Source organism: Variovorax atrisoli 110B (assembly GCF_000382045.1).
In the GTDB taxonomy this organism is placed as follows: domain Bacteria; phylum Pseudomonadota; class Gammaproteobacteria; order Burkholderiales; family Burkholderiaceae_C; genus Variovorax; species Variovorax atrisoli.
In genome coordinates this window covers 331,912-351,791 of record NZ_KB907452.1, presented here as the reverse complement: position 1 = coordinate 351,791, position 19,880 = coordinate 331,912, and the positions used below count along the sequence as shown (strand labels likewise).

General features: G+C 70.0%; 11 protein-coding genes and 1 tRNA gene. 6 read left to right on the top strand and 6 right to left on the bottom strand.

What is annotated here, in order from left to right; all coding sequences use genetic code 11:
* The first annotated feature begins 166 nt into the window (after nt 1–166).
* From petA to G369_RS0112680, 6 genes are all read left to right on the top strand, one after another.
* Complete coding sequence (gene petA / locus G369_RS0112705) at nt 167–784, top strand: ubiquinol-cytochrome c reductase iron-sulfur subunit (protein WP_019654381.1); 618 nt, start codon at nt 167–169, stop codon at nt 782–784.
* Between the two features lie 14 nt (nt 785–798).
* Entirely contained in the window at nt 799–2,235 is a 1,437-nt protein-coding gene (locus tag G369_RS0112700; RefSeq protein WP_019654380.1) for a cytochrome b, read from the top strand.
* Nucleotides 2,236–2,271: 36 nt separating this feature from the next.
* On the top strand, nt 2,272–3,045 hold the full coding sequence (locus tag G369_RS0112695; RefSeq protein ID WP_019654379.1) for a cytochrome c1: 774 nt from the start codon (nt 2,272–2,274) through the stop codon (nt 3,043–3,045).
* A 96-nt stretch (nt 3,046–3,141) separates the two neighbouring features.
* Nucleotides 3,142–3,753 carry a glutathione S-transferase N-terminal domain-containing protein gene (locus tag G369_RS0112690; protein WP_007835362.1) on the top strand — a complete coding sequence of 204 codons (612 nt, stop codon included), beginning with the start codon at nt 3,142–3,144 and terminating at the stop codon, nt 3,751–3,753.
* A gap of 156 nt (nt 3,754–3,909) precedes the next feature.
* Complete coding sequence (locus G369_RS0112685; protein WP_019654378.1) at nt 3,910–4,473, top strand: ClpXP protease specificity-enhancing factor; 564 nt, start codon at nt 3,910–3,912, stop codon at nt 4,471–4,473.
* 79 nt (nt 4,474–4,552) lie between these two features.
* Nucleotides 4,553–4,628: transfer RNA gene (locus G369_RS0112680), tRNA-Thr, on the top strand.
* A gap of 54 nt (nt 4,629–4,682) precedes the next feature.
* Here the strand turns inward: G369_RS0112680 and G369_RS0112675 are convergent.
* The 6 genes from G369_RS0112675 to G369_RS0112650 all read right to left on the bottom strand — a co-directional run bounded on the left by G369_RS0112675 (nt 4,683) and on the right by G369_RS0112650 (nt 19,869).
* Nucleotides 4,683–6,872, bottom strand: coding sequence for a YehQ family protein (locus G369_RS0112675; protein WP_019654377.1), 2,190 nt, complete (start codon nt 6,870–6,872; stop codon nt 4,683–4,685).
* Nucleotides 6,869–7,993, bottom strand: coding sequence for a VWA domain-containing protein (locus G369_RS0112670; RefSeq protein WP_019654376.1), 1,125 nt, complete (start codon nt 7,991–7,993; stop codon nt 6,869–6,871). The genes G369_RS0112675 and G369_RS0112670 overlap by 4 nt, the downstream gene beginning before the upstream one ends.
* Entirely contained in the window at nt 7,990–10,452 is a 2,463-nt protein-coding gene (locus G369_RS0112665; RefSeq protein ID WP_019654375.1) for a DUF5682 family protein, read from the bottom strand. The genes G369_RS0112670 and G369_RS0112665 overlap by 4 nt, the downstream gene beginning before the upstream one ends.
* A gap of 540 nt (nt 10,453–10,992) precedes the next feature.
* The gene (locus G369_RS0112660) at nt 10,993–12,141 is read right to left on the bottom strand and encodes an ATP-binding protein (protein ID WP_019654374.1); all 1,149 of its coding nucleotides are present in this window, start codon (nt 12,139–12,141) and stop codon (nt 10,993–10,995) included.
* Nucleotides 12,142–12,265: 124 nt separating this feature from the next.
* A complete protein-coding gene (locus G369_RS0112655) occupies nt 12,266–15,700 on the bottom strand; it encodes a DUF4132 domain-containing protein (protein WP_019654373.1) in 3,435 nt (1,144 codons plus the stop codon).
* Nucleotides 15,697–19,869, bottom strand: coding sequence for a WGR and DUF4132 domain-containing protein (locus G369_RS0112650; protein ID WP_019654372.1), 4,173 nt, complete (start codon nt 19,867–19,869; stop codon nt 15,697–15,699). The genes G369_RS0112655 and G369_RS0112650 overlap by 4 nt, the downstream gene beginning before the upstream one ends.
* Between the last annotated feature and the right edge of the window lie 11 nt (nt 19,870–19,880).

The following is a 19,880-nucleotide window of genomic DNA, read 5'->3' as shown; positions in this document are numbered from 1 at the left end:
GCGACAGTCTTCGTCGCCCTGCAGCCCCTGGCGGACGCCCGCGGAAGCGGCGCGCCCCGCCTGCGGCCGTCCGCCACGCGCCTGGCGGCCATTGAATATCCTTACAGCGCCCCGCTACAATCGCGGGTTGACTCCTGCTCCAGCGAAGAAGACAAGAGGATCCCCCATGAGTGACATGACCTCCGGCACGCACCGGATCGACACCAGCAAGCGCACGTGGTTGATTGCATCCAGCTGCGCTGGCGTGGCGGGCGGCGTGGCCACCGCCATCCCCTTTGTGAGCACTTTCCAGCCTTCCGAGAAGGCCAAGGCTGCGGGTGCTGCGGTCGAGGTCGATATCTCGGGCCTGAAGGTCGGCGAGAAGATCACGGTCGAATGGCGGGGCAAGCCGGTCTGGATCCTCAAGCGCTCTCCCGAGCAGATCGCGGAACTCCCCAAGCTCGACGGCCAGCTGGCCGACCCTCTCTCCAAGCGCCACCCCGACGAATTCACCCCCAAGTACGCACAGAACGAGCACCGCTCCATCAAGCCCGACGTGCTCGTCGTGGTCGGCATCTGCACCCACCTGGGCTGCTCGCCGACCGACCGTTTCCAGGCCGGTCCGCAGCCTTCGCTGCCGAACGACTGGGAAGGCGGCTTCCTCTGCCCTTGCCACGGTTCGACTTTCGACCTGGCCGGCCGGGTCTTCAAGAACAAGCCTGCGCCCGACAACCTGCCGGTGCCGCCGCACATGTACCTGTCGGACACCAAGCTCCTGATCGGTGAAGACTCCAAGAAGGCCTGAGGCGGAAGAAGAACATGGCTGAATTCCACGAGATCTCCCCCAACGCACCCGCCGGCGCCAAGCTGCTGAACTGGGTCGACAACCGCTTCCCGCTGAGCAAGCTGTGGAACGACCAGTGGGGCAAGTACTACGCGCCGAAGAACTTCAACTTCTGGTACATCTTCGGCTCGCTGGCGATGCTGGTCCTGGTGATCCAGATCGTCACCGGCATCTTCCTGGTCATGCACTACAAGCCCGACGCGAACCAGGCGTTCGCATCGGTCGAGTACATCATGCGCGACGTGCCGTGGGGCTGGCTGATCCGATACATCCACTCGACGGGCGCATCGGCGTTCTTCATCGTGGTGTACCTGCACATGTTCCGCGGCCTGATGTACGGCAGCTACCGCAAGCCGCGCGAGCTGATCTGGGTGTTCGGCTGCGCGATCTTCCTGTGCCTGATGGCCGAGGCCTTCATGGGCTACCTGCTGCCCTGGGGCCAGATGTCCTACTGGGGCGCCCAGGTGATCGTGAACCTGTTCGCCGCCATCCCGTTCGTCGGTCCCGACCTGGCCCTGCTGATCCGCGGCGACTACGTGGTGAGCGACGCCACGCTGAACCGCTTCTTCAGCTTCCACGTGATCGCCGTGCCGCTGGTGCTGCTCGGCCTGGTGGTCGCCCACCTGATCGCGCTGCACGAAGTGGGCTCGAACAACCCCGACGGCATCGAGATCAAGGCCAAGCGCGGACCCGACGGCCATCCGCTGGACGGCATTCCGTCGCATCCGTACTACACCGTGCACGACATCTTCGGCGTGGTGGTGTTCCTCACGATCTTCTCGGCGGTGATCTTCTTCGCCCCCGAGGCAGGCGGCTACTTCCTCGAATACAACAACTTCATCCCGGCCGACTCGCTGAAGACGCCGAACCACATCGCCCCGGTGTGGTACTTCACGCCGTTCTATTCGATGCTGCGCGCGACCACCGACGACATGGTCAACGTGTTCTCGCTGATCATCGCCGTGGCCGCGATCTGGAACTTCGTCAAGGGCAAGTCGGGCACGGGCCTGAAGATCGCGATCATCGTCGCGGCCGCCGTGGTGATCTTCCTGCTCAAGACCTTCGACGCCAAGTTCTGGGGCGTGGTCGTCATGGGCGGCTCGGTCATCATCCTGTTCTTCCTGCCTTGGCTCGACCACAGCGAAGTCAAGTCGATCCGCTACCGTCCGGGCTGGCACAAGTACGTGTACGGCCTCTTCGTGTTCTTCTTCCTGATCCTCGGCTACCTGGGCATCCAGCCTCCCGGCGTGTGGGGCGAGCTGGGCATCGGCTCGTTCAAGCTGGACATCGCGCAGACCATCTCGCAGATCGGCACGCTCGTGTACCTCGGCTTCTTCCTGCTGATGCCGTGGTGGAGCCGCAAGGGCGAATTCAAGACCGTGCCCGAGCGCGTGGTCTTCGCCGCCCATTGATGAGAACCAGAAGCCAAGAGAGCTGAGAGAAACACTATGAAGAAAAGCATTTCCGGCTGGCTCGCTGTACTGGGTCTCGCGCTGGGCCTGACCTTCTCCGCAGCGGCGTCGGCCGAGTCCGGCGGCATCGCGTGGGACAAGGCACCCAACAAGACGAACGACGTGAGCGCGCTGCAGAACGGCGCCAAGCTGTTCGTCAACTACTGCCTGAACTGCCACTCGGCCGCCTTCATGCGCTACAACCGCCTGCAGGACATCGGCATCACCGAGCAGCAGATCAAGGACAACCTTCTGTTCACCACCGACAAGGTCGGTGAGACCATGAAGGCCAACATCGACGCGCGCCAGGCCAAGGACTGGTTCGGCACCACGCCGCCCGACCTCACGCTGGTCGCGCGCTCGCGTGCCGGCCACGGCGGCACCGGCGCCGACTATCTCTACACCTACCTTCGCACCTACTACCGCGACGAAACCAAGGCCACCGGCTGGAACAACCTGCTGTTCCCGAGCGTCGCCATGCCGAACCCCCTGTGGGAACTGCAAGGCGAGCGCCGCCCGGTCTACACCAAGGTCGAACAGCACGGCCACGAAACCGAGGTGTTCAAGGGCTGGGAGCAAGTCACTCCCGGCACCATGACGCCCGTGCAGTTCGACAATGCGGTCGGCGACCTTGTGAGTTACCTGCAATGGATGGCCGAGCCGGCTCAGAACACCCGCGTGCGCATCGGCGTGTGGGTGCTGCTGTTCCTGGCCATGTCGGTGGTGTTCGTGTGGCGGCTGAACGCCTCGTACTGGAAAGACGTCAAGTAGTTCCGTGCACGCCGACCGGATACCTTCGGGTGTCCGGTCCCACAGAGTGGGTTGCCAACGCGACCCACTCTTTTTGATTTTTAGGAGTCTCTCGCCATGATGGTCTTGTATTCAGGAACGACCTGCCCCTTTTCCCACCGCTGCCGCTTCGTGTTGTTCGAAAAGGGCATGGACTTCGAGATCCGCGACGTCGATCTCTACAACAAGCCCGAAGACATCAGCGTGATGAACCCGTACGGCCAGGTGCCGATCCTGGTCGAGCGCGACCTGATCCTGTACGAGTCGAACATCATCAACGAGTACATCGACGAACGCTTCCCGCACCCGCAGCTGATGCCCGGCGACCCGGTCGACCGCGCCCGCGTGCGCCTGTTCCTGCTCAACTTCGAGAAGGAACTCTTCGTGCACGTCTCGACGCTCGAGAACCGCACCACCAAGGGCAACGAGAAAGCGCTCGAAAAGGCCCGCTCGCACATCCGCGACCGCCTCACGCAGCTGGCACCCGTGTTCCTCAAGAACAAGTACATGCTGGGTGACAACTTCTCGATGCTCGACGTGGCCATCGCGCCGCTGCTGTGGCGCCTCGACTACTACGGCATCGACCTCAGCAAGAACGCTGCGCCGCTGCTGAAGTACGCCGAACGCATCTTCTCGCGCCCGGCCTACATCGAAGCACTGACCCCGTCCGAAAAGGTCATGCGAAAGTAATTAAGATCGCCCCCAGGCTTCGCGCACTTCGTGTCGCTTCGCCAACCCCCTTCAGGGGGCAGCACCAGCGGTCCGGCAAAGCCGGTTCCGCGGTGTTCCGCGAAGAGACGGTGGCCGATTCGAGGCCGCGATTCGCGATTGTTTGGTACCAATTTCATGATCAACGCGCTCGAGTCGTCATCCACCCGCCCATACCTCATCCGGGCGCTGTACGAATGGTGCACCGACAACGGCTTCACGCCCTACGTCGCGGTGCAGGTCGACGAGACCGTCCAGGTTCCGCGCGAGTACGTGAAGAACGGCGAGATCGTGCTCAACATCAGCTTCGACGCGACCAGCTCGCTCAAGCTCGGCAACGACTTCATCGAGTTCAAGGCCCGCTTTGCGGGCACGGCGCGTGAAATCAGCGTGCCGGTGGGGCGCGTGATCGCGATCTATGCGCGCGAGAACGGGCAGGGCATGGCGTTTCCCGCGCCGGCTCCGGCTGCTCCCCAAGAGGGCCATGCCGATGCGCCGGCTCCCGCCCAGGCACCCGCACGCTCGCCGCTGCGTGATGCTTCCCGCGGCGGCAGTGGCGCCCCCGAAGGCGATGCCGGCAAGATCGTCCACCTGGTGACGGGCGAGGACGGCAGCGAGACGGTCGATGCAGATTCCCCGGACGAGCCGCCGCGGCCGCCATCCGGTGGTGGCACCCGACCGTCGCTCAAGCGGATCAAGTAAGCAACAGGCAGGCGCGCGTGGCGATCGATGCCCGGCCGGACCGGTCGGCGGCGCCACTAGAATCACGCACTGGAATTCAGCCGCTTTAGCTCAATTGGTAGAGCACCCGCCTTGTAAGCGGAAGGTCGTCAGTTCGATTCCGACAAGCGGCACCAAGCAAGAAACCCCTGAGTCCTGAATGGGCTCAGGGGTTTTCTTCTTTTCCTGGCTCATGCGGAGGCCGACTGCGCCACCCCCTGCATCGCCAACCTGAGCATCGCCAGCTGCGCCACCAGCGCCGGCCTTTGCGCCGAGCGCATGTTCTCCAGCACCGTCCCCAGCAGCGCTGCGCTGCGCCCCAGGCCGGCCTGCTTCAGCCGAAGCACCTGAGCCTGTGCCCGCGACAGCGCGCCGCCGCTTTGGTGGCGCAGGCCCTGGCGCAGCCACAGGGCCAGCAGTTCCAGGGTGTCGCCGGCCAGTGCGTTGAGCGCGGACACCTCCTCGATGTCGCTTTGCAGGCCCAGCGGCTGCGGCGCGGCGGTCTCGACCTGGAGCACCACGGCGCGCTGTTCGGTGAGCAGGGTCAGCGGCTGCATGATGGCCTGATCGCCCTGCAGATGCACCGTGCCCGCCACTGCGCGCAGTGCGCCGTGCTCGCCGGCCAGGGTGCGGGCCAGTGCGTCGACGGCGCCGGGGGTGACTGCGCGATGGGGCAGCGCCAGGTGCAGCAGCGATGGCGCATCGTTCTCGTGCGGGCTTGTGTCGTCTTGCTCGTCCGTTGCCGGCGCCTGCCCCAGCCGGGCATGGAGCACCTGTGCCGCGGCGTCCCAATGGCACGACGCCACCTCCATGCGCTCGAAGGCCACCACGTGCAACTGGCCCGAGGCACCGGCGGAAGCGCCGCTCGCGGCCTGCCTGGGCTTGACGAAATCCGGCTGCGCCTCGCGCAGGTGCGCCACCAGCGCGGCCACGCTGCCTTGTCTCAGCGGCGCGACGAGGTCGTCCCACGACTTGGGTGAGAGCGGCAGCACGCCCGTCTGCCGCGCGCCGGCCGTGATGTCGACCAGCCCGTTGGCGCGCCGGGTCGCGGTCTTGGTGATGACCTGCCCGCTCGCCAACTGGCGCAGCGGAAAACCCGCGATGCGACGGTTCATGAGGGTGGGCGCGGCACCGCCTGCGGCGGCATCGGCGGCGCGCGACCACTGGCGCTCCAGCACGGTCACGTTCTGGGTGTCGGGGTCGGCGAAGAGGATGCTTGCGCCCTCCGCCGTCTCGTCGGACCAGAGTTCGGCGCCGAGCGAGACCAGCCGCAGATGGTCGAGCGCGACTTCGCCCTTCACGCCGATGCCGAGGATCTGGCTGGCCGGCAGCGTGGGCCGGCTGGTGCCTTCGGGCGGCCGCGCGGCATGCGCCGCCGCGCGCAGCCGCGCCCACAGCTCGGTCGTCACGCGCAGCAGGCGCAGCGGGTCGAAGCGGCTGCTGCGCGCCTGTTGCGCCTGCAGGAGCTGCCAGAGTTCGTCGAGCGCGTCGTCGACCCAGCTCCAGCCCAGCGTGCGGGCCTGTTCGCGCACGGCCTCGAAGCGGGCGGCCAGCGCCATCGCCGGCTGGCTCGATCCGTCGAGCCACAGCGACAGCAGCAGGGCGTCGATGCCCGAGCGCAGCGCGGCGGCAGCCTCGCCCTGCATCACGGAGGGCGCGGGCGAAGCGGCCGCGTCTTCTTCGGAGGACGCGGCCGGCTGCACCTCGACCATCACTTCCGCCGAGCCTGGCTCCAGCGCACCGGCCTGGCGGAACGCCCACAGCGCGATCACCACATGCGCGCAGCCGCCGCCCTGCTTGCAGTCGCAGCGCGCATGGACCAGCGAGCTGCGCGAGAAGAAACGCACGCTGCACATCGGCAGGCGCGCGACGGGCGGCGCGCTTGCGCTGCGCCAGGCCTGCACGCCGACCACGGGCCGCGCGGCGGCGAGCTTCGCGGCCTGATCGAGCACGGATGGGGCGAAGCTCGCGGCCATGGCGGCATCGTCGAACTGCGCGGGGCTCCACGCGGTCTCTGGCTCGGGAGGCGAGGCTTCGGCGGAGGCGATCGATACGCCGGCTTCCGCCGGCGTTGCATTCGCCTTCGCCAGCGCCTGATAGGCCAGCACCAGCATCACCCGATGCCTGCACATGCCGCTGGCGGGGCAGCTGCACTGCGCATCGCGCAGAGTGCGCCCCGGCGGCAGGCTGGTGCGCACGCCATCGTCGAACTGTGCCTGCACCGTGCCGTCGGCGCCGGTCTCGAGCTTGGGCAGCAGGCCGGCCGCCACGTCCTTCTGCGCGCGCTTGACGAAGCCGGCGTTGGCCAGCGCGGTGAGCGCCTCCGGCGTGAGCTCGAGCAGGTCGGCCCTCGACGGCGATGCGATGTTGTCGCCGCTCATCCCTGCACCTTCTCTGCCAGCCAGCCTGCGAGCTGGCCCGGCGTCATCGCGCCGATCTGCGCGCCTTCGCGCACCAGGCGCGCGGCCATCTCGCGGTCGTAGTTGGGCTCGGCGTTCGAGTCGAGCGCGGCCAGCCCGAGCACCTTGGCGCCGGATTCGACCAGCGCCTTCACGCGCCGCACCAGCTCGTATTCGCTGCCGCCCTCGTAGAAGTCGCTCACCAGCACCACGATGCTCTTCGCCGGGTTGGCGACCAGCGACTGCGCATACGCCACCGCCTTCGCGATGTCGGTGCCGCCGCCGAGCTGCACTTTCATCAGCAGCTCCACGGGGTCGGAGACGTCGGCCGTCAGGTCGACCACTGCCGTGTCGAAGGCCACGAGGCGCGTGCGCATGCCGGGCAGCTGCCACAGGCAGGCTGCCATCACCGCGCTGTGGATCACCGAATCGACCATCGAGCCGCTCTGGTCGATCAGCAGGACGATGTCCCACGGCTCGGCATGCCGCTTCGTGCGGCTGATGAAGACCGGGTGCTCCACGTAGAGCTTGCGGCGCTGCGGGTCGTAGCGGTGCAGGTTGGCGGCCAGCGTCTGCCGAAAGTCGAAGTTGCGCGCCACCTTCATGCGCGAGCGGCGGCGCCGGTCGCGGCTGCCGCTGAAGGCCTGGCGCACTTCGGTGGCGAGCTTCTCCATGATGCGGCGCACCACCTCGGCCACCAGCTTGCGCGCGGCGGCCAGCACCTCGGGGTTCATCAGGTGCTTGGTGTGGAGCACCGCGCGCAGCAGCGATTCGGAAGGCTCGATGCGCTCCAGCACTTCGAGGTTGGTCACGACCTCGTCGATGCCGTAGCGCTCGACCGCGTCCTGCTCCAGCCGCTCGATCACTTCCTTCGGGAAGAGCGTGTGGATGGTGTTGATCCAGTCCGGCGTGCTCAGAGCCGAGGGGCCCAGGCCCGCGCTGCGTTCGCCGCGGCTTTCGCGGTCGGTGTCGCGGCCGTAGAGCCAGTCGAGCGCGGCGTCGGCGGCCTGCGCCTCGGCGCTCAGTCCGCCGCAGGCCGATTCGGCCGGATCGCCCAGCAGCAGGCGCCAGCGTTGCAGCGGATCGGGAATGTCGAGGCTCATGGGCGAGGGGCTTTCTCGATGTCTTTTTCTTCTTCTTCCAGCGTCACGCCCCAGGCGGCCAGGCGCGCGAACACCGCGTCCTCCACGCGGCGGGCTTCGGCCAGCTGTTCGGGCGGGGCTTCGCCGCTGCGGTGGGCGGTGAGGGTGCGGCGCGACAGGTGCGTGGCGTCGTGCAGCGTGAGCACCTGGTCGGCGAGCAGGCCGCGCTCCTGCGGCGGCAGCCAGGCGAAGGCGGCGCGCAGGCTGGGCATGGCGCGCACGAAATCGGCGTTGTCCAGGGCCTGCACGGTGCGGTCCATGCCGGCGACGAAGGCGGGCTCCGAAGCGAGCTGCTCGCGCGCGAGCGCCAGAAGCCCGGTGAGCGCGTCGCCGAGCACCGGCGGGGGCAGCGACTGCAGCAGCTGCATGGCCTCGGCCGCGCCGCTCTCGCCCTGCGCATGCGGATCGTCCGTACGGCCAGCCAGGCTCAGCGTGGCGCCCAGCGCCGCACCGCGGCTCACGGGCGCCGCGGCGGTGTCGGCGGCCTTGCGCTGCCACACGGCGAGCGCGCGGGCCGGCTCCAGGTCGAGCAGCGGCTGCGCGTTGGAATGATCCTGCGCATGCGCCAGCGCGTCGGCCACGATGCGGCGCAGTGCCAGATGCCCTTCGAGGTGCGACTGCATGTCGGCCGGCGCGATGGCCGCGGGCGGCTCCAGCAGCCACAGCGCGCGGTCGAAGCCCGACTCGATCACCACGCGCAGCACCGGCGCGTCGGCCATGCCCAGCATCTGGCCGTGGCGCAGCAGCGTGTGCAGCACCGAAATGGCAGGGCCCAGCGCCTCGAAGCGCGGCTCGGCGGCGATCGCCCCGCGCAGCTCGCGCAGCAGCGTGTCGCTCAGCGCGGAAAGCCCCGCCCAGGCGGCCTGGTTGAGGCCTTCAGCCAGCGGGCCGATGCGGCCCCGGGCCTGGCGCAGGTCGTCTTCGAGCCGGGCGCGTGCCGCGTCGTGCAGGCTCGCGCCCCAGGCACCTGCCTCGATCAGCGCGGCCTGCTGCTCCAGCGGCTCGGAAAGCGACCACAGCTCGGTGCGTTCGCCCGACATCGCGAGCTTCGGCCCCTGCGTGCGCCGCACGCCGGGCAGCCGCAGGATGGCGAGGCGATGCAGCACTCGGCTCCTCGCGCGGTCGGTTTCGGCGAGCAGGTCGAGCTTGAGCTGGCCTCGCAGCGCGATGCCGTGTGCGCCCAGCTCGGCCTGCACGGCGGCCACCAGCGGCGGCTGCGGCGTGCCGGGCGCGAGGCGGCCGACGGTGTCGCCGGCCAGCACGTCCATGGCCTGGACCAGCACGGGATCGGTGCCGGGACGGATCCTGCCGCGATAGGTCCAGGGCAGCGGCGCATCGAGCGCGTCCTTCACCAGCGCGCCGGCCAGCGCGTCGAGCCAGTCGGAGCGCAGCGGCTTGTCGTGTCCGCGCAGCCGCGCGAGCCCCTGGGCGCGCAGGTGCACGGCCATGAGGTCGGCGGTGGAGGCGGGCAGCTTCTTGTCGCGCAGGCGCTGCATCACCAGCTGCAGCGCGCGGTGCGCGGCGCCCTCGGGGCCGTGGTCCCACAGCCACTGGTAGTAGGCGGGCGACGGCATGCCCGAGGCATAGCCCGCGAAGGCGTCCAGGCGCTTGAAGGTGTAGGGCACGAGGTAGGAGCCGAAGCGCAGAGGGGCCTGCGGGCCCGGCGGCTGGGCTGGCTGCGACTCGTCTTCGTCCTCGTCGGTGGTCTCGGGCGATGGCTGCGGCGTCTCGGGCAGCGTGGCGGGCAGGCCCTGCCACAGCCGCGCGAGCGCCGGCGCGTGATAGCCGCCGCACACCACCAGCGCCTGCGCACGGCCGGGCTCGCCCGGCTGCGCCATCGCCCAGGCGATCCAGCGCGCCATCATGGCTTCGCGCGCCTGGTTGCCCAGCGAGCCGGGGTCCTGGCCGCGCAGATGATCGAAGTAGGTGGACAGGCGCTGCGCGAGCTCGGCCACGTCGCAGCCGTCCTCGAACAGGTGGTCCCACAGCGCATCGCGGCCCTGCACCGAGAGCTTCTCGGTCAGCGCGCGCTCGTAGGCCTCGGCCCGTTCCTCGTGCTCATGGTCGGCCACGTCGGCATAGCGGTTCTCCATGCGCGAGAAGGCGTCGTGCCAGGCCGGCAGGTCGATGAAGCGCACGGCGGCACCCACCTCGCGCGCCACCTGCAGCGCCTGCCACTCGGGCGAATGCTCGGCGAAGGGCGACCACGAGCCGCGGTGCGTGCGGTCGCTCGACAGATAGCTGTAGATCGCCACCGGCGGGCTGTGCTGCAGGTAGAGCTCGTCGAGCCGCTCGTTGAAGTCGGCCGGGCCTTCGATGAGCACGTACATGGGCCGCAGCGCACGGATGCGCTCGGCCACCAGCCGCGCACACGCGGGGCTGTGGTGGCGCACGCCGACGATGTGTGGTGATTCGCTCATCCTCGTCACCGATGGTGCGCCAAGCGAAGCGAAGGCCCTTCGCGGAACACCGCGGAACCGGCTCTGCCGGGCCGCTGGTGTTGCCCCCTGCAAGGGGGTTGGCGAAGCGACACGAAGTGCGCGAAGCCTGGGGGTTTGCTCATATGACGCGCCAAGCGAAGCGAAGGCCCTTCGCGGAACACCGCGGAACCGGCTTTGCCGGGCCGCTGGTGTTGCCCCCTGCAAGGGGGTTGGCGAAGCGACACGAAGTGCGCGAAGCCTGGGGGTTTGCTCATATGACGCGCCAAGCGAAACGAAGGCCCTTCGCGAAACACCGCGGAACCGGCTCTGCCGGGCCGCTGGTGTTGCCCCCTGCAAGGGGGTCGGCGAAGCGACACGAAGTGCGCGAAGCCTGGGGGTTTGCTCATATGACGCGCCAAGCGAAGCGAAGGCCCTTCGCGAAACACCGCGGAACCGGCTCTGCCGGGCCGCTGGTGTTGCCCCCTGCAAGGGGGTTGGCGAAGCGACACGAAGTGCGCGAAGCCTGGGGGTTTGCTCATATCACGGCAGTCTGTGGCGAGCCTCGTAGTAGGCGCGCCAGTGCGTCCCGCTGCGCTTGGCCGCCTTCTGCTCGAAGTAGCGCCGCAGCTTCGCGCGGTCGTCCGCGTTGTCCTTGACCACCGTGCCGGCGATGCAATCGACCAGGTCCGCGGGCGAGCCTTCGCGCTGTTCGAGGAACCACGCGCGCACGCCCACCGCGTGGGCCACGTTCACGGCTTCCGCGGTCGACATCACGGCGGTGAGCCGGTCCATGGCCCCGTCGCTGCTGCTGCTGCCGCCGCCATCGCCCTTCGCGGGCGCGCCGCGCAGGTCGCGGAAGGTCGACACCAGCAGCTCCAGCACGGGCTCGGGCACCGTCTTCGGGATGCCGCTCTGCGCGAGCAGCCGCGCCGACGATTCCTGTACCAGCGCCAGCTCGCGGTCGAAGTCGAGGATGGGGAACACCGTCTCGAAGTCGAAGCGGCGCTTGAGCGCCGCGCTCATCTCGTTCACGCCGCGGTCGCGCGTGTTGGCGGTGGCGATGATGTTGAAGCCCTCGCGCGCATAGAGCATGCCGTGCTCGCCCGAGAGCTCGGGCACCGCCATCACGCGATCGGAGAGCATGCCCAGCAGGCAGTCCTGCACTTCGAGCGGCGCGCGGGTGATTTCCTCGAAGCGCACCACCTGGCCCTGCTGCATGCCCGTGTACAGCGGCGCCGGCACCATCGCGCGCGGGCTCGGTCCCTCGTTGATGAGCAGCGCGTAGTTCCAGCCGTACTTGATCTGGTCCTCGGTGATCGATGCGCCGCCCTGGATGGTGAGCGTCGAGATGCCCGAGATGGCCGTGGCCAGCAGCTCCGACAGCATCGACTTCGCGGTGCCCGGCTCGCCCACCAGCATCAGCCCGCGCCCGGTGGCCAGCGTGACCAGCATGCGCTCGATGCTGGCCACGGGCGCGACGATCTTCGGCGCGATGTCGAGCGCCGCGTCGCCCAGGATGAACGAGCGCGCGGCCTTCAGGCTCAGCGCCCAGCCCGGCGGGCGCGGGTCCTTGTCCTTCGCGCGCAGGCGGGCGAGCTGGTCGGCGTAGAGGATTTCCGCCGGCGGGCGCTGCAGCGCGGCGGTGCCGCCGCCTTGCTGTGTGTCGATCGGCTTGCGTGATGTGGCCATGTGTCGGGATCTGTGTGGATGTCGAATCAGAGGATGGCGCCGGAGCGTGCAATGGCACGCGTCCGGCGAGAACATAGCAGAGCGGAATGTGCGGAGTCTTCGGGCAGTGCCTTCGCCGGCCTCCTCAGCGCGCGCCCAGTGCTTCGATGTCGCGCACCGCCTCGCTGAAGACGATGGGGTCGAGTTCGCCGATGGGGTGCCCGTAGTGCAGCACGCTCAGCGTCTGGTCTTCGCTCGCGCCCCCGTTGTGCAGGCCGGGTCCGAAGCGAAGCGAGAGCGCGCGGCGTCCCGGCAACGAGCGCCAGGCGTGGTCGTAGGCGCCGCCGCCGTCGCGCCCGCGCAGCCAGCCGCGAGACTCCAGCGCCCACAGCGGACCGGGCCGCGCGATGCGACCCGACCAGCGGGAGAGTGCGTCCTGCGTGCGTTCTTCTTCGGTAGGCGAATGCACGGCGCGGTGCAACTGGTCGAAGGGCTGGATCAGCTCGTAGTCGACGAACTGCTGCGAGAAGGCTGCGATCTGCGCGTCGCTCAACTGCAGCGGGTGCGCGACGACGATGTGTGCGGCATCGGCCGGCGACAGCGGCGCTTCGTCAACGTCCACCCATTCGCCTTCGGCGCTCACGCGGAAGGCAGCGCTCAGCAGCGGGACGCCGTGTGCGCCACGGCCGTCGCCCGCCACGCCCCAGACCAGCCGCGCAGCCAGGTGGCGCATCAACGGGTGCTCGGCGATGAAGCGGCGGAAGTCGGCAACGGGCCAGCCGCGGCCGGTACTCATCGCGCGTTCGAGCCGCAGCGGCTGCTGGGCCGCGACGGTGGCGGCGTCCTGCTTGAGGGCCTTGAAGCGCGCCACGGCCGCCGCGGCGAGTTCGGCGTTGTCGCTCGCGCGCGGTCGCGGCGCCACGGCCAGCCGCGCGCGGGGCCGGCCGTCGACCGATTCACGCACGAAGGGCACCAGCGACTCGTCGAACCCGACCTGGAACTGACGCGGCCCGAAGTCCAGCAGCAGGCTGCCGCGTTCGTCGAGGCCGAGGTCCGGTGCGAGCCGGTCTTCCAACTCGTCGCTGCTCAGGCCGCGCTCGGCGGCGGCCTGCGAGAGTTTTTCCTTTGCGGTCAGCCGTACCGACGTGATGCGGTTCTTGCGCGCGATCGCATCGAGCTGCATGAGCGCGACATCGCTGCCCAGGCGAGCGAGTGTTTCGAGCGCCCAGCTGATGCGCGTGGGGGTGCCGCCGGAGCCCGGCGCGCTCCAGCGTCGCACCAGGGCGCCGAGCCGGCGGGCCGTGTCGTCGGTGCCGACCAGACCGAGCGCGCGCAGCGCCCAACTGCCGGGCGCGCCCGCGCCAGCGGCCTCCCACGATTCGCAGACATCCCACGCGAAGTCGGCCAGGCTCTGTGGATCGCAGGCGGCATGCACGGCGTCGAGCCCGGCGTAACCCTGGGGCGCATCGGGCGCGAAGCTGAGCATGAGGCCCAGCGGGTGCAGCGCCTCGTCGGGCAATGCAAGGCCGTCTTCGCGCAACCGCGGCCTGCGCCAGCCGGCGGGCTGCCAGAAGGCAGGCAGCTTGCTGCGCGCGTGGATGCGCGAGGGAAAGTCCCGTAGCGGGTCCTCGGCCAGCAGCGCCTGCACAGCGGCCTCCACGGCGGCGTCGGCGTGGCGGCCGGTGACGGCGAGTACGTCCTCGGCATGCCCTCTTGCGGCCATCGTGCGCAGCGCGGCGCGGGCCTGCTGCCGTTCCTCGCCGGGCGTGCCCAGTGCGGCGGGCAGCAGGCCGGCGACCGCATGCTGCGGAAAGCGCGACAGCCATTGCAGCGCGTCCTTACGCCGTGTGGGCCGGCGCGCGAGCGCCTGTGCCATGAACGGAGCGATCTGCGGCGCGCCGATGAAGCGCGCCACGAAGTATTCGTCGCCATCATTGGCCAGTGCGCGCAGCAGCCCCGGCAGCGCGGCTGTGCCGAAGCGTGCGACGAAGCCGCCGGGGCGCGGCTCGGGATTGCCGCTGCCGACGGCGTTCCAGAAGGCCAGCCCGGTGGCAGGCGGCAGGAACCATGCGGCCGCCACCGCCACGTACTGGCTGTACTGGCGGTTGTCGGGCGCCGACGGGTCGTGCGCGCGCTGCCAGTCGGCAATGAAGCGCTGCAGCTCTTGCGGCGCGCGGGTGTGCAGGGCCGCGACTTCGTCGGGCGTCCAGCCCTGTAGCCGCTCGCAGACAGCCTTCTCGGCTTCCATCGGCCTGCTCAGGGCGTAGGACCGGTCGCGGCTGATCCAGTGATTGCGGATCTCGTCGCCCCAGTCTTCTTCCGGAGGCATGTCGAGCATGGGTAGGCCTTCGATCACCAGCGCTTGTGCTTGCGCAGAGGGCTGCATCCAGGGCGGCGCGGCCAGCACCGCCGGCCAGCGTTCGCGATCGGCCAAGGCGGTGGGTGCAGAACCGGCCTGCTCGGCGACAGCGCCCAGCTGCCGCCGTACGGGGGCCGAAAGCGCAGGCAGCAGCACCGCCAGCCGTTCGCCCAGCGACCCGGCCACCGTCTTGAGCAGCGGCGTGAGGCGCGCGGCACCTGCCTTGGGCAGCCCGCCGTCCTCCAGCACCCGCGCCAGCGCGAGAAAGCCCTGCTCCGGGCGTTCGCCCACGGCCCAGCCCAAGGCCTTGATGCAGGAGGCTTCGGTGGCGGCCATGCGGGCCAGCGCTTCGGCGGCTTCGGGCGCATCGAAGGCGGCGAGCGCCCAGGCCGCGGCGGCGCTCTGGCGGCGCGAGGCGAGGTCCAGAAGCACCGGCAGCAGCGCATCGCCGTGCGCGCGCAGCAGCACTGCCAGCAGCGCGGGTCTCTCGAGCAGCGGATCGCCATCGCCCGCGATCTCGGCCAGCGGGCGGCCCGCGGCCCAGGGCAGCCATGGGCCGCGGTGTTCCAGCTGGCCCGGCGTGGCGTTGTCGAGCAACTCCTGCGCGAGCTTGCCCAGCTCGGGCAGCACGATGGCGAAGCGGGCGCGCGCCATGAGCGGTATCTGTGGTGAGAGGCCGCGCAGCCTTTCGAGGCAGGCGGCGCGCGTTTCCGGGTCCGCGAGCATCCAGTGGCCGCGCAGCTGCCACAGCGGGCTGTTCGGATTGCCCCAGAACGCGCGGATGTCCGAGCCGTCGTCGGCGTCCAGGGGGAGGTCCTGCCGCATCGGGTTGGCGCCGCCGCGTTCGCTGCGCCAGCGCGCCGCGTGCAGCAGCGCATCGAAGGCTGCGCTCACGCCATGCTGCAGCGCCAGCCAATGCACCAGCGCGTCGCCCAGCTCGTCGTTCCCGCCGTAGGACTGCACGCGACTGCGCGCGAGCATCAGGCCCAGCAGCCGCGTGTCGGCGGCGTCCATTGCGCCTTCGAGCCAGTTGCGCGTGGCCGGTGGCCGCAGCTCCAGCGGCTCGAGCAGCAGCGCGGCGATCCAGTAGACCTCGCCTCTGTCGAGCACCTTCCTGCGCAGCGCGGCCAGCGCAGCCGGCTTGGGCAGCGGCCTGGCGCCGGGCTCCCCGGGCGGCAGGGCATTCTGCAGTTCGGGTGGAAGCGCCGGGCCGGCGCTCATGCCCGCAGGCCCTCCATGTCACGAATGAGTTCGCTCGCCGAGATCGGATCGAGCTGGTTCAGCGTCTCCGCGTTCTGCATGTTGCCCCAGCCCGAAGGCTTGCCGACCTGCACTTCGCCGAGTTCCTGTTCGGGGTACTCGTCGACCATGCCGACGATGATGCCCGGGTCGAGGTACAGCTCGATCACGCGGTCGGTGCCCAGCGGCTTGGTGAAGTACCAGATGCCGCCGCCGTCCTGCGCCTCGCCGCGGCGCCAGCCCTTGTTGACCAGGCCGAGCACGCGGCCGGTGGGAACCTTGGCCTTCTTCCAGCGTTCGAGCTTGTTGCTGCCCTTTTCTTCCTCGGTCAGCGTGTAGACGTCGCGGCCGATCTGCGCGAAGGGCTGCAGCAGCTCGTAGTCGGCGAACACCTGGCCGAAGGCCGCGGCATCGGCGGGCGGCAGTTCGAGCGCATGCGGCACGCCGATGCGGATGTTCTCGCCCGTGGGCAGCTCGAAAGCGTCGTCCTCGGCCGTGGTGCAGCTGCCGTCCTCGGCCACGCGGAAGCAGGCCTTGAGCGTGCCGCCGTAGCTGCCGCCGCCGGCCACCTCGTACACGCCCCAGATCAGGCGCTGCACCAGGTGGCGCACCAGCGGATGCTCGACCAGGAAGGTGCGGAACACCTCGGGCGTCCAGCGGCGGCGGGTGCACATCGCGACTTCGAGGCGCAGCAGCTGCTGGCTGGCGATGGTGCGCGCGTCCTTCTTGAGCAGCTTGAAGCGCTCGACGGCTTCCTTGCCCAGCTCGGCGTCGTCAGTCTTCTTGGGCTTTGGCAGGTCGGGCAGGCGCGCGCCGGCCACGCCGTCGGCGCCGATCTCGCGCACGTAGGGCTTGAGCGTCTCGTCGAAGCCCACCTTGAAGGCGCGGGGGCCGAAGTCCAGCCGCATGGTGCCCTGCTCGTCGAGGCCGAGGTCGGGCGCGAGCCGGTCCTCGAGCTCCTCGGTGCTCAGGCCGCGCGCCTCGGCGATGGCGTCGATCTTCTCGCGCGCCTTGTCCTGCAGGCCCTTGAACTTGACCTTCTGCGCGATGCCGTTGAGCAGCATCAGCGCCACGTCGCTGCCGATGTTGGCGAGTACGTCGAGGCCGGTGACGGCGCGCGCGTGCGAAGCCTCGCCGGGCCAGGCGCGGATGAAGGGCGTGAGCTTGCGCGCGGTGTCGTCGTTGCCCAGGTGGCCCAGGCTGGTGAGGGCCCAGCCTTCCTTGCTCGGGCCACTGGCCTCCAGCCATGCGGTGAAGGCGTCCCAAGCGAAGTCGGCGAGCGAGGCGGCGTCGCAGGCTTCCTTGACCACGGCGATGCCTCCGTAGACCTCTTCGTTGGTCGGGAAGGTGAGCATCTGGCCCAGGTGCTCCAGCGCGTCGTCGGGCAGCGCCTTGCCGTTCTTCAGCACAGGGCGGCGCCAGCCGCGCGGCTGCCAGAACTCGGGCAGCTTCGCGCGCTTGGTGGGAAAGCGGTCGAGCGGGCTCTCGTCGAGCACGGCGCGCAGCGCCTCCACCACCTCGGGCCTGCCGTAGCGGCCGGCGACTTCGAGCAGCAGCGCCTCGTGGCCGTTGGCCTGCAGCAGGCGCAGCGCCGAGCCGGCGCAGTCGCGCGCCTCGCCGGCCTTGCCCAGCGCGGGCGCGATCAACCCGCAGGCGGCGTGCTCGGGGAACTTGAGCAGCCACTCGCGGCCCGTGGCGCGCAGCGTCTTGAGCTTGGCGAAGGCGCGCGCGGCGGGCAGCGCGAGTTCGGGCGTGCCGTAGTAGAGCGCGAACGAGAGGTTCTCGCCCGGCTTGGCGCGCACCATCGACAGCAGCCCCGGCAGCACCGCCAGGCCGTGCGTCGCGAGGATGTGGCCGATGCCGTAGTCCTCGGCCTCGCCGGCGATCGCGTTCCAGAACGGCACGCCCACGGCGGCCGGCAGCATCGCCGCGTAGGTCGACTGGAAGCGGAACCAGTAGTAGCGCTCCTTCTTGCGCTCGACCACCATCGCGCGCCATGCGGCGATCAGCGCATCGGCATCGCCGGCGGCGACTGCGGCGACGGCCGCTTCGTTCATGGGGTGCAGCTGCTTCTTGCTGCGGTCGAAGCCCAGCTCGTCGAGGAGCACGCGCACGTCCTGTCGCGCGCTCGCATGGCGGCTCTGCTGCCACGAGTTGGCGCTCAGCGCGTTCGCGCGCGCCGCCTCGTCCCAGCGCTCGACGGGCGCGAGCGCCAGCGGCTCCAGCGCCAGCGCGCCGGCCGCCTTCTTCTGCACCTTCGCCAGCCATGGCGGCGAGGCCAGCACGCCGGGAAGCTCGTCGGCGCCGGCCACCTCGGCCGGGCCGGCCAGCAGCGCGAGCTGGCGGTCGATGACGGCCTGCGCGCCGGCGTCGAGCCAGGGCCGAAGGCCGTCGACCAGGCCCGCGTGCGCGCGCAGCAGGCGCGTGAGGCTGGGCGTGACGAGATTGGCGTCCTTGCCGCCGGCGGCGACCAGCCGCGACAGCGCCACCAGCGCCGCCTGCGGCCAGCGGTCGACCGAGAGCGAGAAGCGCGCGAGCGCCGCCTTGGAGCTGCCGGCCACGCGCGCGAGCGCCTGTACCGCCTCGGGCGTGCCGATGGCGGCGAGCCCGTCGCCGGCCTCGTCGCTGGCGGCGCCGCGCTCCAGGCCTTCGACGGCATCGATGCCGCGTTCCTGGATCAGCGTGGCGACCATGTTGTCGTGGCCCCAGAAGCCGGTGGAGTAGCCCACGCGCGTCTTCGCGGCCAGCGCGATCGCTGCGGGCTCGGTGGCGGTGAGCGTCAGCCAGTGCAGCGTCTCGGGCGTGTCCTTCTCGGCCGCGAGGGAGTGCGCCAGCGCGTTGGATATCTCGGGCGCATCGGGCAGCAGCATCGCGATGATCGGGCGGCGGCTCGCATGCAGCTGCGGCAGGGCCGTCTCGATCCGGTCGCGGGCCTGCTGCCACGCCTCCTGCGGTGCCGCGGCCAGGTGGCGCCGCACGGCCTGCTCGCCCTGGCCCAGCGGGCCGCGCCAGCCGTTGCTCATCGGGCGGGTCACGCTGCTCGTGAAGCGGCTCTTGCGGCTCTTGGTGCCGTGGTTGTAGTCGGTCTCGACCTGCACGCGCTGCGCGTCGAGCAGCACGCCGACGGCATCGACCAGGCCGTACTGCGCGACCAGGTAGTCGACGATGGCCTCGGCCGGCTCGCTCTCGCCGTAGTAGCCCGAGGTGCCGAGCGCCAGCGCGAGCATCAGCGCGTCGGCCTCGGTATCCGCGCCCGGCGCTGTGCTGGCGGCCTGCGCGCCCAAGCGATCGAGCATGCGCTGCGCGGCGGGGCGCAGCGCGGCGTCGGTGCCGTCGAGGTCGATCGAAGCTTCGAGCTTGCGCTGTGCGAGGTACCACGCGGCCGTCGTGCTGCGGTTCTCCACCGGTTGCGGGAAGCGGCGCGACGCGAAGGCCTCTCGCCGCATCTCGGGCGTGAAGCGGATCGGCGTGCCGGCGGCCAGCCACGGCGGCGTGTCGGCGCTGCCGGCCGCATCGGAAGCGGAGGGCAGCACGACTGCTGCATCGGCGGCGCCGGTCGCAGCCTCGGCGCCGAGCTGGCGTGCGATCTTCTGGGCGTGCTTGCCCGGCGTGGCGGTGGTGCCCCAGCCGGAGAGCAGGCCCTGGTCCTTGAGGCGCTTGAAGGCCAGCGCAGCGGCCTGTTCGCTCACGCCGTGCTGGCGCTTGAGCATCGCGGCCGACAGCGCGTCGGTGGGCTTGAGCTGGTCGGCTTCGAGCTGCGCGCGCACCGCCTCGAAGGCGCGGTCGGCCTGCGTGTCGATGCTTTCGGTGGGAGCTGCGGTTTCCTGCGTCGCCGGCGCCGCTTCGGCCGTCGCCGCGGATGCCGGTGCGCTCGCTTCCGTCTTGGGTGTCGCCGCCTCGGCCTTCGGCTTCGCCTCGGTCTTGCCGATGGCAGCACCGGAGTCCACGCCGACTTCGCCGTAGCCCTTGCCGGTCTTCTCGTTCACCAGCTTGGTCAGCGCGGCCGCGGCCTTGGTGGCGTCGGCGAACGACTTGGTCTGGCTCTGGCCCGCGGTGCCGATGCGGCCCCAGCGGATGTTGAGTTCGGTGTCTGCCTGTTCGATCTCCCAGAATTTGCTGGCGGTTCCTTCGATCAGTTCAAAACGGCGCATGAAAAAGACGT

Excerpts from the sequence above, each read along its gene's own strand:
- petA (WP_019654381.1), top strand. The coding sequence starts at position 167 with ATGAGTGACATGACCTCCGGCACGCACCGGATCGACACCAGCAAGCGC.
- G369_RS0112700 (WP_019654380.1), top strand. The coding sequence starts at position 799 with ATGGCTGAATTCCACGAGATCTCCCCCAACGCACCCGCCGGCGCCAAG.
- G369_RS0112695 (WP_019654379.1), top strand. The coding sequence starts at position 2,272 with ATGAAGAAAAGCATTTCCGGCTGGCTCGCTGTACTGGGTCTCGCGCTG.
- G369_RS0112690 (WP_007835362.1), top strand. The coding sequence starts at position 3,142 with ATGATGGTCTTGTATTCAGGAACGACCTGCCCCTTTTCCCACCGCTGC.
- G369_RS0112685 (WP_019654378.1), top strand. The coding sequence starts at position 3,910 with ATGATCAACGCGCTCGAGTCGTCATCCACCCGCCCATACCTCATCCGG.
- G369_RS0112675 (WP_019654377.1), bottom strand. The coding sequence starts at position 6,872 with ATGAGCGGCGACAACATCGCATCGCCGTCGAGGGCCGACCTGCTCGAG.
- G369_RS0112670 (WP_019654376.1), bottom strand. The coding sequence starts at position 7,993 with ATGAGCCTCGACATTCCCGATCCGCTGCAACGCTGGCGCCTGCTGCTG.
- G369_RS0112665 (WP_019654375.1), bottom strand. The coding sequence starts at position 10,452 with ATGAGCGAATCACCACACATCGTCGGCGTGCGCCACCACAGCCCCGCG.
- G369_RS0112660 (WP_019654374.1), bottom strand. The coding sequence starts at position 12,141 with ATGGCCACATCACGCAAGCCGATCGACACACAGCAAGGCGGCGGCACC.
- G369_RS0112655 (WP_019654373.1), bottom strand. The coding sequence starts at position 15,700 with ATGAGCGCCGGCCCGGCGCTTCCACCCGAACTGCAGAATGCCCTGCCG.
- G369_RS0112650 (WP_019654372.1), bottom strand. The coding sequence starts at position 19,869 with ATGCGCCGTTTTGAACTGATCGAAGGAACCGCCAGCAAATTCTGGGAG.